Genomic DNA, 14,670 nt, shown 5'->3' with positions numbered 1-14,670 from the left:
TTCATAGGCTGTTCCATAGGAGCCCTTCCTAAATTTCTATTCCGGTGATGATCCAATTGAAAGGCTTTCGCCGCCTTCTTCTTTCATTGACGTGACCTTACGACCCAGTGTCTCCGCAAAATTCACGGCTTGAGAAACGGTTCCTGCGTCCAAGTGAAGGGGAATATCGTCGGGGGTTCCATAATTGCGGGGAAAGTGATTTTTATCTAAGCCTACAAGGCTGATCCCGGGAATGCCGCGGAGCAGGGGCAAATAGGCATTGGTCATAAAACGGTGTACACGTGCTTTACGAACTTTGAACTTTTCTGAAATTTCAGACGCGGCTTTGACGAGGCGGTTTGAACAGGGAACTCGAAACAAAATACCTTCTGCTTCCGTATAATGCAAGTCACCGGCGCCAACCCCTTCCAGATTGATAATACAGGTATTTTTTTTGAGTGAATTGATCTCTTGGCTGAGCTTACGCATATCGGCCATGGTTCCGAAATGATCACCGGAAAAAAAGTAGAGTACCGTTGTGTTCGGAATAGGATCTTTGTGGAGACGTTCTGCAATTTCGAGTAAGGCCGCCACGCCGGAGGCATTATTATTGGCGCCGGGCGATCTTTTCCCTGCCAAAGATGCCGCTGAAGTGATTAGGGCGATGAAAACGAAAAATACAAGAGTGACGATCTTTATCCATAGGCTTATCGTGTCCATGCCGTCGGCGTAATCGCCGTAAACGTCTACAAATAAAACGGCAAGAACGAGGATCATGAACGCGGGAATGATTCCTTTAAAAATGTGGACAAAAGTGTGTCTAAACCACTTCGCTATAAAATTGTGGCTTGTATCCATATAGGCGGTAAAAATAAGGAGCTTTTGCGCCCGTCTATCTTTTTTGATTCCCGTGATGTTGGTGGATTGAGCGCCGGCAAATAGACGGGAGAAAACGGGGAAGCCCATGTGCTCTGCCATATAGGCGAAAAAGACGATCGCGCCGTAGTAAAGAGCGATGGCGGGCCACCAGAAAGCGAGAGCGCAAATGAAAATAAACTCGCCGTAATAGGCACTCATAAGCAGTTTGGCGTTTTTGACCACATTAAAAGTAGATTTTTGAACCACATCAACAAAAGGCTGTATTCGTGTTTCGATATAGTCCGCCGCTAGCGCTTCTTGCTGCGTAGCAGATTCACGATGCTTCAAGTCTTCCGATAAATAAACGATATCTTTCAGTATCCGGTTCATAGGATAGTTTCTGTTCTCCCTTTTGTAAAACCTAAATCAGCAGACAATTATTCTCGCCTCAAATGCCCTATACCCTAAAACAACGCATCTGCGTGCCTCCACGATTTATGTTATTGAAAATTTAAAACATCTTGACGTCCCGGCAAGCGGCGAAATTCAGTCTCAATCACGGAGGCCGCTATTGCCCGGTCAATGCCCTGCCGCTTTAAATAAGTGTATAAGAGTTCCGCCAAGCGTGACAACGATAAGGCATGAACGCGGCGTACTTGCGCCCAAATAAATTCAGAGAAGTCTTTAAAAATTAAAAAAGGGGAGCTGCCCGTTTGCCATAATAAGTTTAGACTCTCATTAAAGTTTCCATGATTGTAATATAAGTCGAAATAGCGGGCAAAACGCTTCATCTCCTGTATTTTTGTGTAGGAAAGGCAAGAAGTTTCCAGAATTTCGTAGGGGGCAGCGGTGTCGAAGATCAAGGTGCTGTCATCTTCAAGCGCCAAGGGCGTGCCGTCCAGCCGTTTTAATAAGCCCACTTGTATTTCTTGCAGATTTGCCTTGACCAAAATATCAAAGCCTTCGCCGATAGATTCCAAACTTTCATCGGGAAGTCCAACAATCAAATCGGCATGGAGCAGCGCGCCAGTTTGCGCTCGTAAAAAGGCGAGGGTCTCCCAAGTCTTCTCCAGATTTTGATACCGTTTGATTCTTTTCTGCACATCTTTATTCGTGCTTTGGATACCTACTTCGAGATGAAGGCTTCCCTCGGGAAAAGCGGCAAAGGCCGTTAAAAGTTTTGGTGAAACGCGATCAGGCATAATTTCAAAGTGAAGCTGAGCATGCTCAGAACGGTGCTTTAAAAAGAAATCCAATATTTCTAAAGCCCGATCTTCATCAACGTTAAACGTTCGGTCTGTAAATTTAAACAGTCGGACACCCCGTTCCAGTAAACCCCGCATTTCTAGCAGAAAAGAGTGCAAGGGGAAAAAGCGTATTTTGGTATCCCGTGCCGACAAACAAAAGGAGCAGCGATAAGGACAGCCGCGGCTGCTTTCAACATAGACAATGCGATTCCGTATATCTTCCGCTGTGTAAAGATGGTAGGGGCTGGGGAGTGTATCGAGATCAGGGGAAAATCCGTCAATGATTTTTTCTCTTGGAAAGATCCCCGCCTCCAATTGATCGAGTAATTGAATTAAAGCTCCTTCCCCTTCACCGCGAATAATATAGTCAGCGCCGGCAAAAGTACTTTCTTCTTTCCCATCGCCGAAGGTCTCAGGACCGCCCACAATCAACGTGATTCCCGGAGCGATGGCATGCAAAATATGTATGACCCGTGCCATGAGGTCTATATTCCAAATGTAGACGCCAAGCCCTATAACGGTCGGATTTTGTGCTAATAATTCTTCTACAATGTAATAGGGAGCATGTTGAATGGTGAATTCTTGTATGTGCGCTGTGTGCCCGGTCGCTTCCAGCGCAGCCGCGAGACATTTCAGTCCGAAGGCGCAGTGTGTATAGCGTGCATTGGCTGTTGTTAAGAGTACGTCCACCTGATCTTCACTTTCTCATGGGATTGCGTAATGGTTAAACGGAGTTGTGCTGCATGGCGATTCACGGCGACATAAGAAGCGTCACTTATAGCGCTTATGGGTCGTGCATATCCTGTAAATCATGGTATCTTTAGTTGAATCCTGTGACGAGTCGGAAGGTGACTTGCTCTTCTTCCTCGCTTAGATTGATGGTGAGAAAGCGTCCTTTTTTCTCAAAACTAAGGGTGGGAGCCGCGTCGTTCTTATCCGTACTCGTTGGTTGTTCCCATCCCTCTTTAGCTGTTTCAGTTTCGAAAAAATCAATGACGGTCTTCATGCTGTCTGCCGTGGAGGCTTGCAAGAAAAAACGGAAATCTTCATCCTCCATACTCATATGCACCCGTGCATGGGGGTACTGTGGAACGTCAAAGGGAAAATCATCAGGAACCCGTGGCACGGCGTCACTGTGCAGTATCCGCGCTGCTGCTTCCGCTTTCTCTGCAGCAGCCTTGTTCTTCGTTGCAGCGCCGGCGAAGGATTCATCGCTGTGGACTGTTTCTGCCGCATCAAAAGTATGGGACCATTCTACATCGAAATTGTCCTTCTCTTCTCTTTCCGTTGGTTGCGGCGGGAGGGGTGGTTGTGTAAGCAGCGTGTCGGTATTGTTTTCTTGGGCGCGTGCATGTTCCACATCGGGACGGCTGCTAACCGCTGTTTCGGGTTCAGGCGGTACGGAAAGATTGGTCGGTGCTTTTTCCGGCTTGGAACCCCCGCAACTTAGCAAGGAAAGAAGCAGGGGGGACGCTAAAAGCAGGATATATAGAAGGTGAAAAGGCTTTTTCATCGCGAATTCCCTCAATGGAGACACTCAAAGATTGGTCGATTAAATCATAACACAATTGAAAATCCCGTGGATTCTTTTGCAACCCTGCGAATTTGGGAATGGTGTTGACGGCTGATGAAATTGAAGCAGAGACTTAAGACAGAGACTCTTTGCTTCGGGTCTGCGACGACGCTGAGAGTTGCGGTTTAGGCGTTTAAACTCGTATACTGTGCCTTTCAATACAGCGATATAAGGGAAGAACCATGCACTTTTCAGAGTTCACGTTAACTATACAAGTTTTCTTTCTTGGCGCCGCCTTTATTTTAGGAACGGTTATCGGAAGTTTTTGTAACGTTTGCATTAGCCGCTGGCCTTCAGGCGCATCGGTAGTACAGCCCCGATCACGGTGTCCTAAATGCCTCAACTCCATTGCGTGGTACGACAATATCCCCTTGCTCAGTTGGATAATCCTTCGTGCTCGGTGCCGCCACTGTAAGACGCCGATCAGTGCGCAATATCCTTTGGTCGAATTGATCACGGGCTTGTTGTTTATGCTTGTTTTTCGAATCTTCGGTTTCACGCCCGCCGCGGCAGTTTATATGCTATTCAGCGCCTCTATGGTGATCGTAACAGCGCAAGACCTCAACGACTGGACCATTCCCGACGAAATCAGCATTACCGGTATTCCGGTGGGTATCGTCTTGTCTTTGGCAGGAATGTATTGGCACGATACAGCCGGGCTGCGCGTCACCAGTTTCTATGATTCGGTGGCAGGGGTTGTCCTCGGCGGCGGAATTCTCATGGCATTAGATCGAATCACTGTATGGGTTTTGAAAAAGCCCGGTATGGGGTTCGGAGACGTCAAGCTCCTTGCCATGATTGGAGCCTTTTTGGGATGGCGCGGTGTGCTGGGTACGTTGGTCATTGCTTCTGTATTGGGCAGCGTGGTAGGTTTCGCGTTGATTCTCTACTTTCGTTTTAAGGGTGAAGCGGAACAAAAGCCGGAACCGGAAAAGGATGTACAAGAGGAGGCAAAGGTTGATCCGGAGGAACAAGAGATTACTCTTGAAGGGCATTATCTGCCCTTTGGCCCTTGGCTTGCCATCGGCGCGCTCCTCTTTCTGTTTTGGGGGCAAGATATCATCAACAGTTATTTGTCGATGATCAATGTGACCCCTGTCGATCCAATTCTGTTGTATGATGATCTGAGCGCGCTTATACGATGAAATCAAAACCGCCATGGGAACACATTGGGCTGCTCCCTATATCAACACCAACCGTATTTCCGGTAGGCCCCGCCAATGTTTATCTCTATCCCGGTCCGCCGATGATACTCTTTGATGCGGGCACTCATACAGAGAGCGCCTTTCAAGCCTTGGTTGCCGCTTTGGATCAATACGGCTTTCAACTCGGGGATATCGAAAAGGTCGTGCTCACCCATCATCACTTAGACCATATCGGTTTGGCGCGACGCATCAAATCCCTTTCTAAAGCTCGGGTAGCAGCCCATCATTCTGTGAAGGTACATTTATCGCTCTTATTTAAGGATGGAGAAATCCGTGAACAAATAAAATATTTGCTGTTGGAATTGGGGGCGCCCCTATCTAAGATCGATTATTTGGTGGAAGAGCGGATGAAACACCGTCAGCTCTTCGATCCGCCCGAGATGGATGACCCTTTGGAAGCCGGCGACGAAGTGGGGCCTTTCGAAGTCCATTTCAGACCGGGCCATTCTTCCACCGATACGGTATACATCCACAAGGAAAAACGCTGGGCAATCACCGGGGATCACTTGATCTACAAAAAAACGCCCAGTCCCTTACTGCGCTATCACAATGAGGACGGCGTACGCGTAAAGAGTCTGGTTCAATACTATGGATCTTTGTTGAAAACACGGGCGCAATCAATTACGGGCTGCTTTGCCGGTCACGGCAGCCCCTTTGTCGATCATCGTCATGCCGTGGACGCAACCGTTGAACACATCAAGAAGCGCTGTCTCCGTCTCTTAGGTCTTTTGCCGGAATCCGGAATCACGCCCTTCGAAATGACCTGTCTCCTTTTCCCACGTATGACCGACGAAATGTTATTCTACTGTCTATCCACTGTAACGGGTCATCTGGAGTTATTGGAAACGCAGCATTTGGTTCATAGCGACGCCCATGACCATGTACTGCATTATTTTCCTGTATCCTCTTCTGTTTGACGTTACGGCGCATTTGATGGTACACTATGGTTTATTAGCACTCTAATGTGTTGAGTGCTAATGTTATGGTGCGGTACTTGTTGCGCTTGGTGCTTATCCTATCAGGTGGTCATAACCTATTATGATGACAGATGGTATCCCAAAACACGCAATCGATGCTTTAAATGATCGGGAACGTGAAATACTGAACGCTGTGGTCAATAGCTATATTACGACAGCGGAACCGGTAGGCTCCCGTACGATTGTGCGGCGTTTTGGTTTGGATTTGAGTGCGGCTACAGTACGCAATGTGATGGCAGACTTGGAGGAGCTGGGGTTTCTTCAACAGGTGCACACAAGTTCCGGTCGTGTCCCCACCGATTTGGGGTATCGGTACTACGTGGATCATCTCATGCAGATTCAACGCTTGAGTCTTCAAGAACGCCGCCGCATAGAAAATGAATTTCAAAATAAGTTGGACGATGTTAATTCTGTCCTGCGCCATACGAGCCACCTGTTAGCGCTCTTGACCCATCAGGCGGGTATTGTAGAAATTCCTTCTGCAGACCGCGCTTTGGTTCAACGCTTTGAATTGGTGCCGGTCAGCGAAAATCGGCTGGCTGTGTTGATGGTCGACACGCTGGGTACCGTTCATTCCATGGCGGTGACGCGCCCGGTCAACAAGTCCAAATTAGAATCGTTAACGAATTTTCTGAACCAAAATTTTTGCGGTACGGCCATTGGCTCCTTGAGCCAGTCGGTTCGGATGAAGTTGGGACAAGCCTTGGACGAGCAACGGGCGTTGGCTCAAGACGTATTGGAAATACTCAACCTCATGCCGGTAAGCCAAGAGAAGCGGTTGTTTCTCGAGGGGACGGTACAGCTCTTTGAGCATCCGGAATTTCAGCGTCTGGAACAAGCCAAAGAAGTTTTTGGTTTGCTTGAAGAACACGACCGCCTCATTGACCTATTGCGAAGGACGGTTTCAGAAGATGAATATAAATCTGTCTATATCAGCAAAGAAAATGACAATTTGGGTGCAGAGGGCATAGGCGTTGTGGCTTCGTCTTACCATGTCGAAGGTGAGCCTGCCGGTATGATCGGCGTCTTGGGACCGCGGAGAATGCCCTATTCACGGCTCACATCGGTGGTGCGCTTTACAGCGGATATGGTCGGACGCTTGCTTACGCGGCTCGGTCAATAACGCCCTTTTGCAGTACAAATTCTGAAGGAGATAAAGATCATTTCAATGAGTGGTAAATCGGACAAGACTTTATTCGAACAAATGCTCGAAAAGAAAATAGCGGCGGAAGAAGAAAAGACCAAGCAGAAAGCGGACGATTCTGCAGCAGAAGCAGCATCTTCCGATACCGAAACCGCAGGCGAAGAAGTTGCGAGCGCCTCAGAAAATGAAGCGGCTCCTACTGCCGCCGCGGAAATTGTAGATGACGATAATAGCGCGGCCCAAGGCGATGATCACGCGAAACAAATTGCAGACTTGCAAGCTGAATATGATCAAATGAAAGATCAATGGCTCCGCTCTCGTGCCGAATTTGACAACTATCGCAAACGTATCCTGCGCGAGATGGACACAACAAAATTCAATGCAACCGCAGATGTGTTGCGCGTATTCCTGCCTGTGGTCGATAACCTTGAGCGCGCCCTTGCCCACGCAAACGAAGAGGATGGGCTGGCGGAAGGGGTGCGGCTCGTTCATAAACAATTGTTGGATTTGTTGGCTGCACAAGGAGTCGTCGCCATTGATGCGAAAGGGCAAGCCTTTGATCCAAATATTCATGATGCCCTGTCCATGACCCCTTCTGAAGAAGTGGAGGAAGGCGTTATACTCGAAGAATTTGAGCGCGGATACATGCTAAAAGATCAGGTCTTGCGCCCGTCTAAAGTCATTGTAAGCGCCGGCAAAGCGGACGATACAGCCGAATAAGAGCAGGCTTAAATTTATTTAGAATCGGTGGGAGATTAAAGTAAGACCACCCACGTTAATCATAAGAAAAGAGATTAAGGAGAATATTCATGGGAAAAGTCATCGGTATAGACTTAGGCACTACGAATTCATGCGTTGCTGTTATGGAGGGCGGTGAGCCCATCGTGATTGCCAACACTGAAGGGAATCGCACGACGCCGTCTGTAGTCGCTTTTACAAAGGATGATGAGCGCCTCGTCGGTGCTGTTGCCAAACGGCAGGCAGTCACCAATCCCCGTAATACCGTTTTTAGTATCAAGCGTTTTATGGGCCGTCGCCATGAAGAGGTGAAGTCCGAAGAACGTATTGTTCCTTATACCATTTCGTCCACCTCGTCGGGCGATGTTCAAGTCGAAATTACAGACAAGAGCTATCGTCCCCCCGAAATCTCCGCCATGATTCTTCAAAAGATGAAAGAGACAGCAGAGGTCTATTTAGGTCAGCCCATTTCTGAAGCCGTCATCACGGTGCCTGCCTATTTTAACGATTCTCAGCGACAAGCAACCAAGGACGCCGGAAGAATTGCAGGGCTTGAAGTGCTGCGTATTATCAACGAGCCTACCGCTGCCGCATTGGCCTATGGTCTGGACAAAAAGAAAGACGAAAAAGTCGCTGTCTACGACCTTGGCGGCGGCACCTTCGACATCTCCATCTTGTCGATCGGTGATGATAGTTTCGAAGTCCTCAGTACCAATGGCGATACCCATCTGGGCGGCGACGACTTCGACCAAAAAGTTATAGACTGGTTAGCCGAAGAGTTTTTACGGGATCAAGGTATTGACCTGCGTAAAGATCCTATGGCGTTGCAGCGGCTGAAGGAAGGCGCGGAGAAAGCCAAATGTGAATTGTCCAGTGCCCTTACCACCGACATCAACTTGCCCTTTATTACGGCAGATGCTTCCGGCCCCAAACACCTCAATTACGTGCTTACCCGTGCAAAATTAGAACAGCTCTGTGATGATTTGCTGCAGCGCAGCAAGAATCCGTGTCACCGTGCTTTGGAAGATGCCGGCCTTTCCGCTTCCGAGGTTGATGAGGTCATTTTGGTCGGCGGCATGACACGAATGCCCGCAGTCGGTAAAATCGTGAAAGATATTTTTAACAAAGAGCCTCATCGTGGTGTGAATCCCGACGAAGTGGTTGCCATCGGCGCGGCTGTTCAAGCAGGTGTATTGGCCGGCGAAGTGAAAGACGTGCTCCTTCTCGACGTTACGCCCCTCTCCTTGGGTATTGAGACGCTCGGCGGTGTATGCACAAAGCTTATTGAGCGGAACACCACCATCCCCGTGACCAAACGACAAGTCTTTTCCACGGCCGCCGATAACCAACAAGCTGTGACTATTCATGTGCTCCAAGGGGAGCGTGAGATGGCGTCGGACAACCGTACCTTAGGGAAATTCGATCTCATGGGCATCCCTGCTGCGCCCCGCGGCGTGCCGCAGATTGAGGTGTCTTTCGATATTGATGCCAACGGTATTGTCAATGTATCTGCCAAAGACCTGGGCACAGGCAAAGAACAGGCGATCCGTATTGAAGCTTCCAGCGGTCTTGCCGAAGATGAAATTAAGAAGATGGTCCGTGAGGCGGAGCAGCACGCTGACGATGATAAGAAACGGCGTAAAATTATTGAGCTGCGCAACAACGCGGACTCCATGATCTATAGTACCGAAAAAACACTGAAAGAACATGGCGACAAGGTCAGCGAAGAAGAACGTAAAGCTGTGGAAGCAGCATTGGAAAACTTGCGGCAAGTCATGGGGGGTGATGATGCGGATGCTATTGAAGCCGCCCTCGAAGAACTGGGTAAATCTTCCCATAAATTGGCGGAAGTGATGTATGCAGAAGCGGCGAAAGCACAGCAGGCCGCAGGCGACGCACAACCCGCTGAAGAAGGTCCCGAATATGTGGATCCTAAACAGCAGGAAGACGACGGCAGTACGGTAGATGCTGATTTTAAAGTTGTCGATGATGACGCTGATTCAAGCAATAATTAAACGGAGAGCTACGTGGCAAAATGTCTCGGTCCGATCCCGTGATCTTTTGTTGCATGAGGTAGGATAGGTGATTATGCCCGGTCAAACCGATTTATACGAAATATTGGGAGTCTCCAAAAATGCTTCTCAAGACGAAGTCCGAAAAGCATACTTGAAACTTGCCCATAAATATCACCCCGACAAGACCGGCGGCGATAAAGAAGCCGAAAAAAAGCTGAAAGAAATTAATGCCGCTTACGACATTTTGAAAAACCCGGAGAAACGGCAGCAATACGATCGATTCGGCAGTATGGACGGGCAGCCCTTCGGCGGTGGCGGCGCTGATTATGGCGGATTCGGTGGTTTCGGAGGCAGTGATTCGCCTTTCGGTGATCTGTTCGATATGCTCTTCTCTCAGGGACGGGGCAGATCGCGTGCCAATCAGGCAAGACCCGGAGCCGATCTCGTCTATGATTTGTCCATGACCTTGGAAGAAATCCTTCAAGCCCAGAAGAAAAAAATTTCTTTTGCACGGCAAGAAAACTGTGGAGAATGTCGTGGAACCGGTGCAAGCAAAGGTACCCAGCCGGAAAGCTGTCCGCAATGTCATGGTACCGGCCAGATTCGTCAATCCCACGGTGTCTTTAGTATGAGCCGAAGCTGTCCCCGCTGCAGTGGTACCGGGCGTATCATTACGAATCCTTGCCAAGCGTGTCGGGGCGAGGGCTTCGTAAAGAGTAGGCGGGAATTGGAAGTTAGCATTCCTGCCGGCGTTGACGACGGCATGCGATTACGGATGAGCGGCGAAGGAGAAGCGGGACAATTTGGCGGGCCAAGAGGTGACTTGTATATCAGAATCCACGTGGCAGCCCACGACTTTTTCGAACGGGAAGACATGAACGTATATTGCGAAGTACCCGTGTCTTTTACGCAAGCGGCTTTAGGCGGAACCATACGGGTACCGACCTTGTCCGGACAGGCCGATCTGAAAGTGCCCGCCGGTACGCAAACGGGAATGCAATTGCGTTTGCGCGGGCACGGTATCCCGGATATGCGCGGATACCGCCGCGGAGATCAATTCGTTATTATTCGCGTCGAAACACCGGCAAAACTTTCCAAGCAACAACGGAAATTATTGGAAGAATTGGAAAAGACGAGTACCGAACAAACCTATCCCAAACGCGACGGCTTCATCCAAAAGACCTCCACTTCTCGGAAAAACTGAGCCTCTGCCGCGCAAACAACAATGTATTAAGTTCCCGTCAAGCAGTCTGCGAACCGGCGCACGTAGCGACCTTTCACCTTCTAAGCGCTCGGTGAAACGGCACATGATTGCTTGAAGTCTAACGGTTAGCTGTTGTACAATAACAGAAAAAAGAAACGGTAATTCTATGGCATTTGAATTAGACAAAACTTCATTTATCAACTGGACAACGGCGGTTTTGTGCAGAAAAATCTTGCAGTGGCTAGGTTGGACCGTGGTAGGTAACAAGATTGACGATCCCAAGGCCGTGCTTACCGCTGCGCCCCATACCAGTAATTGGGATTTGTTTTATACCCTGCTGTGCGCCCGCGCCATCCAGATTCCCATGTGGTTCATGATGAAAAACACGCACTTCTGGTGGCCGGCCCGTATATTTTGGAACTGGTGCGGCGGTGTGCCTATTGACCGCAGCAAGGCAAGCGGCGTGGTGGGGCAGATGGTAGATGCCTTCGCCGAACGGGAGCGCCTTTATATGGTGATTCCTCCTGAGGGCACGCGCAAACAAGTAGACGCGTGGAAAACCGGATTTTACCATATCGCCCATAATGCCCAAGTACCGGTTTGGCCTTGGTTCATCGATTACAAAAATAGGCGTGTAGGCTGTGGGGATCCTATTTATACAACAGGTGATATCGAAGCTGACTTCGCGCGTATCCGCGCTTCCTATGAGGAAAATTACGGGCCATTGCCTCATTGTCGCCCAAGACAGCATTGATCTCCCTGACGCCTAAAAGAGGATCGTTCTTCAAGATTCACCGCCACGCTCATGCCTTCCATATTTCCCCTTTCTTTGTTTCTATCCTTCATGAATAGTCGAGACTGAAGAAACACAACTCCAGCCCGCCTTATGTCTTATTAAACCTGACGACACCATAGAAAAGGCGGCGCCGATGAAGCTATCGACGCCGCCCGTTTAGCGATTAAAATTTTGACTAACGCTGTTTACGTCGTGTCGCCGCCGCTGCAATAGCGGCTGCTGCAACCATCAACCCGATCAGTCCGACAGCGGGCACTCCTTTTTCAACAACAAGCACAACGCTGTTCGTCGCTGCAGTACTGGAGCTATCACTGACCATACACACATAGGCGCCTGCATCTTCGAAACCAACCTTATGGAGCGTCCAAGAGAACGCGTCGGGAGCATCCGGTATGACCACACCGTCTTTCATCCAGCTGTAGTGCAGGGTACCAATGCTGCACGATTCCGGTAAGGGCTCGGCGCTCAGCGTTACATTCGCGTCCAGCAAGACGGGGTTCGGCGTAACGACTAAGGTATACAGTATCAGACAGCTTAAGGGTTTGACAATGACAGAGCGGGTCGCTTCTGATGCGTTGCCGAAGCTGTCACTGAGGCTGTAGGTCACTTCGTAGACTGCCAAAGCGTTCGTATTGGCAACATCGCCGTCAAGATTGATGAAAGCGCTTAAATCACCTTCACAGGCGTCCCAAGCACTGGCGCCGGCTTCAACATAATCAGCGCCATCGATCAGCACTTCCGGATTGTTACTCAAAAGCGTGATGATCGGCGCTTTCGTATCTACAATTTCCACATCCAAGGTGTCCGTACCGGTATTGCCAACACTATCACTGGCGGCATAGGTCAGCACATAGTTACCTGTTTCCGGATTATCCGTATCGAGTCCGTCGAAGTCGCTGATCGTTGTTGTGAGGTTCCCTTCACAAGCATCCAAGGCAGAGGCTTCGGGCAAGGCGCTTATCTTTTCGCCGCATTCGAATACGACCGTGCTCGGACCGGTAATCGTTACGACCGGGGCTTTGGTATCGGTCACGTTGATCACCAAGGTAGCGGTACCAACGTTCTCGGAACTGTCCTCGGTGCTAAAGGTGACGCTGTAGCTGCCTACAGCCGGCGTATCCAAATCCAAATCCTGCGGTTTAGCGATATCGATCGAAAGAGAATCATCACAATTATCGGTGGCTGAAGCACTGGACAGCGTGATCGGTTCATTACATTCAACAGTCAGCGGGTTGTTGCCGAAAATCGTAATGACAGGATTAATTTTGTCAACAACCTGCACTTGCGACTGCACTTGTGTATCGTTGCCCGATTCGTCCGTAACCGTAATGGTAACTACCGTGTCTTCCGTAATCGCCGTTCCCGAAGCTGGATCTTGACTGATCTGCAGAAGCGCCGCCGCCGTACAATTATCTTCGGCTACGACTTCAGCAATCAGGCTGGGAATCATAGCGATGCAATTCCCATCAAGGACTGCTTCATCACCGGCGGGATAAGAAGTGATCGTAGGCGGTGTTGCATCAAAGACACTGACCGGTACAACACACTTCGATTTATTACCCGCCTCATCTTCGACCCATAACGTAACATTCGTATTGGATTCAATTATGGTGCCTGCGGCGGGATCTTGAGTAATGACCAAATCGTCGTCGGCCGAACAATTGTCAGACACGACGATTTCATCTGTTAAATCAGGCAGCTCCACTTCGCAATTATCGTCTAGCTCAAGGCTCTGATCATCCGCGCATGCCATAATTTGCGGCGCTTCGCCCATGGCTCCACCTGTATCGGTCAAGACGTTACCGTCAACATCCATCGTATTGCCCGCAAAATCTTCGACCAATACGGCTACCGTTATCGTGATATCACCGCCGTTAAACATTTCTTGTGACGACGAGATACCGCAGACCGGCCAGGACAGCAGATAGGTATTGCCTGTATCTAAAACGACGCTGTCGGGCTGCGCCGTGAGCGTGCCCTGACCCGACCCGGACAGGCTGTAGTTTATCGCGTCATTAACGCCTGAGCCCATCGCTTTATTAAAGGTGACTGCGACACTCCATCCGTCGATCACTTCAACTGCAGTCAAATAGGGATTCTGCGTATCACGGACGCGAACCAGTCGGGTACGTTGTGTTGCAGCATTACCCTCCGTATCACTCGCATTATAAGTAATTGTATAGTCACCAATTGTATTCACATCCACCGTGTCACCGCCAATAACGGCCGAAATACTGCTATCGCAGTTGTCCGTGATAACAACGCCCGGATCCGAGTAAACATCGCCCAGCTGGTGTTGCAACTGATCTGAACCATTCAAAACAATGACCGGCGCAATCAAATCCTGAACATAAATCATGGCTTGACATTGCGCCGTATTATTGCCGACGTCCGTTACGGTAAAGGTCACCGGTGTATCCTCAGAAACGACTGTACCTGCTACAGGATTTTGAACCGCTGTGCCAACAAGTCCACAGCTGTCCGAAGCAATGACCTGATTCACCAAGTTGGGAATTACAACTTCGCAGTTTGCGTCGGCATTCAAGGTCTGGTCTGCGGGGCAGCTCGTGATCACCGGCGCCGTCGTATCCACCACATTCACCGTACGGGTCACCGCGACTGCCGAGTTATTCGAACTATCCTTTACATTGTAGGTTACGGTATAGACCCCTATAGACGACGTATTTACAGGATTGCTAACCGTAATATTTCCGCTGATAACGCCATCGCAGCTATCCGTGGCAGTAGCGCCCGCATCCACATAAGTGGAACCACATTCCACATTCACAGAAGCGGCGCCGTTCAGCGTAATCTGAGGCGGTGTTATATCGTTAAGATATACCCAGGTCGTACAGTTCGCGGAATTGCCGCCCACATCAGTAGCCGTCAGGGTGACCTGTGTATCAGTTGACACTAAGGTACCGGCTACAGGCA

11 protein-coding genes are annotated in these 14,670 nt (G+C 49.5%); 7 read left to right on the top strand and 4 right to left on the bottom strand.

All coding sequences use genetic code 11. The features are described from left to right. Nucleotides 1–36: 36 nt before the first annotated feature. The 3 genes from GX117_01960 to GX117_01950 form a co-directional block, all read right to left on the bottom strand. Nucleotides 37–1,227, bottom strand: a complete 1,191-nt coding sequence (locus GX117_01960) for a Zn-dependent exopeptidase M28 (protein NLO32112.1) — start codon at nt 1,225–1,227, stop codon at nt 37–39. Nucleotides 1,228–1,337: 110 nt separating this feature from the next. Next, nucleotides 1,338–2,774 carry a DUF4080 domain-containing protein gene (locus GX117_01955; protein ID NLO32111.1) on the bottom strand — a complete coding sequence of 479 codons (1,437 nt, stop codon included), beginning with the start codon at nt 2,772–2,774 and terminating at the stop codon, nt 1,338–1,340. A 130-nt stretch (nt 2,775–2,904) separates the two neighbouring features. Further along, nucleotides 2,905–3,597 carry a hypothetical protein gene (locus GX117_01950; protein ID NLO32110.1) on the bottom strand — a complete coding sequence of 231 codons (693 nt, stop codon included), beginning with the start codon at nt 3,595–3,597 and terminating at the stop codon, nt 2,905–2,907. Nucleotides 3,598–3,839: 242 nt separating this feature from the next. Here GX117_01950 and GX117_01945 point away from each other — a divergent pair, with 242 nt between their 5' ends. The 7 genes from GX117_01945 (at nt 3,840) to GX117_01915 (ending at nt 11,694) form a co-directional block, all read left to right on the top strand. Next, the gene (locus GX117_01945) at nt 3,840–4,802 is read left to right on the top strand and encodes a prepilin peptidase (protein NLO32109.1); all 963 of its coding nucleotides are present in this window, start codon (nt 3,840–3,842) and stop codon (nt 4,800–4,802) included. Further along, entirely contained in the window at nt 4,799–5,779 is a 981-nt protein-coding gene (locus GX117_01940) for an MBL fold metallo-hydrolase (GenBank protein ID NLO32108.1), read from the top strand. The genes GX117_01945 and GX117_01940 overlap by 4 nt, the downstream gene beginning before the upstream one ends. A 121-nt stretch (nt 5,780–5,900) precedes the next feature. Beyond that, the gene (gene hrcA, locus GX117_01935; protein ID NLO32107.1) at nt 5,901–6,962 is read left to right on the top strand and encodes a heat-inducible transcription repressor HrcA; all 1,062 of its coding nucleotides are present in this window, start codon (nt 5,901–5,903) and stop codon (nt 6,960–6,962) included. A gap of 45 nt (nt 6,963–7,007) precedes the next feature. Further along, nucleotides 7,008–7,703, top strand: a complete 696-nt coding sequence (grpE, locus tag GX117_01930) for a nucleotide exchange factor GrpE (protein ID NLO32106.1) — start codon at nt 7,008–7,010, stop codon at nt 7,701–7,703. A gap of 89 nt (nt 7,704–7,792) precedes the next feature. Then, nucleotides 7,793–9,736, top strand: a complete 1,944-nt coding sequence (gene dnaK / locus GX117_01925; protein NLO32105.1) for a molecular chaperone DnaK — start codon at nt 7,793–7,795, stop codon at nt 9,734–9,736. A gap of 73 nt (nt 9,737–9,809) precedes the next feature. Next, a complete protein-coding gene (dnaJ, locus tag GX117_01920; protein NLO32104.1) occupies nt 9,810–10,940 on the top strand; it encodes a molecular chaperone DnaJ in 1,131 nt (376 codons plus the stop codon). Nucleotides 10,941–11,106: 166 nt separating this feature from the next. Next, nucleotides 11,107–11,694, top strand: coding sequence for a glycerol acyltransferase (locus GX117_01915; protein NLO32103.1), 588 nt, complete (start codon nt 11,107–11,109; stop codon nt 11,692–11,694). Nucleotides 11,695–11,911: 217 nt separating this feature from the next. On the opposite strand, the gene GX117_01910 is transcribed toward GX117_01915, so the two are convergent. Then, nucleotides 11,912–14,650: a DUF5011 domain-containing protein gene (locus tag GX117_01910; GenBank protein ID NLO32102.1), complete on the bottom strand. Its 2,739-nt coding sequence runs from the start codon at nt 14,648–14,650 to the stop codon at nt 11,912–11,914. Nucleotides 14,651–14,670 lie beyond the last annotated feature (20 nt).

It is taken from the genome of Candidatus Hydrogenedentota bacterium (assembly GCA_012523015.1).
In the GTDB taxonomy this organism is placed as follows: Bacteria; Hydrogenedentota; Hydrogenedentia; order Hydrogenedentales; family CAITNO01; genus JAAYBJ01.
The sequence above is the reverse complement of the archived record's forward strand: the minus strand, read 5'-3'. Positions and strand labels throughout refer to the sequence as shown.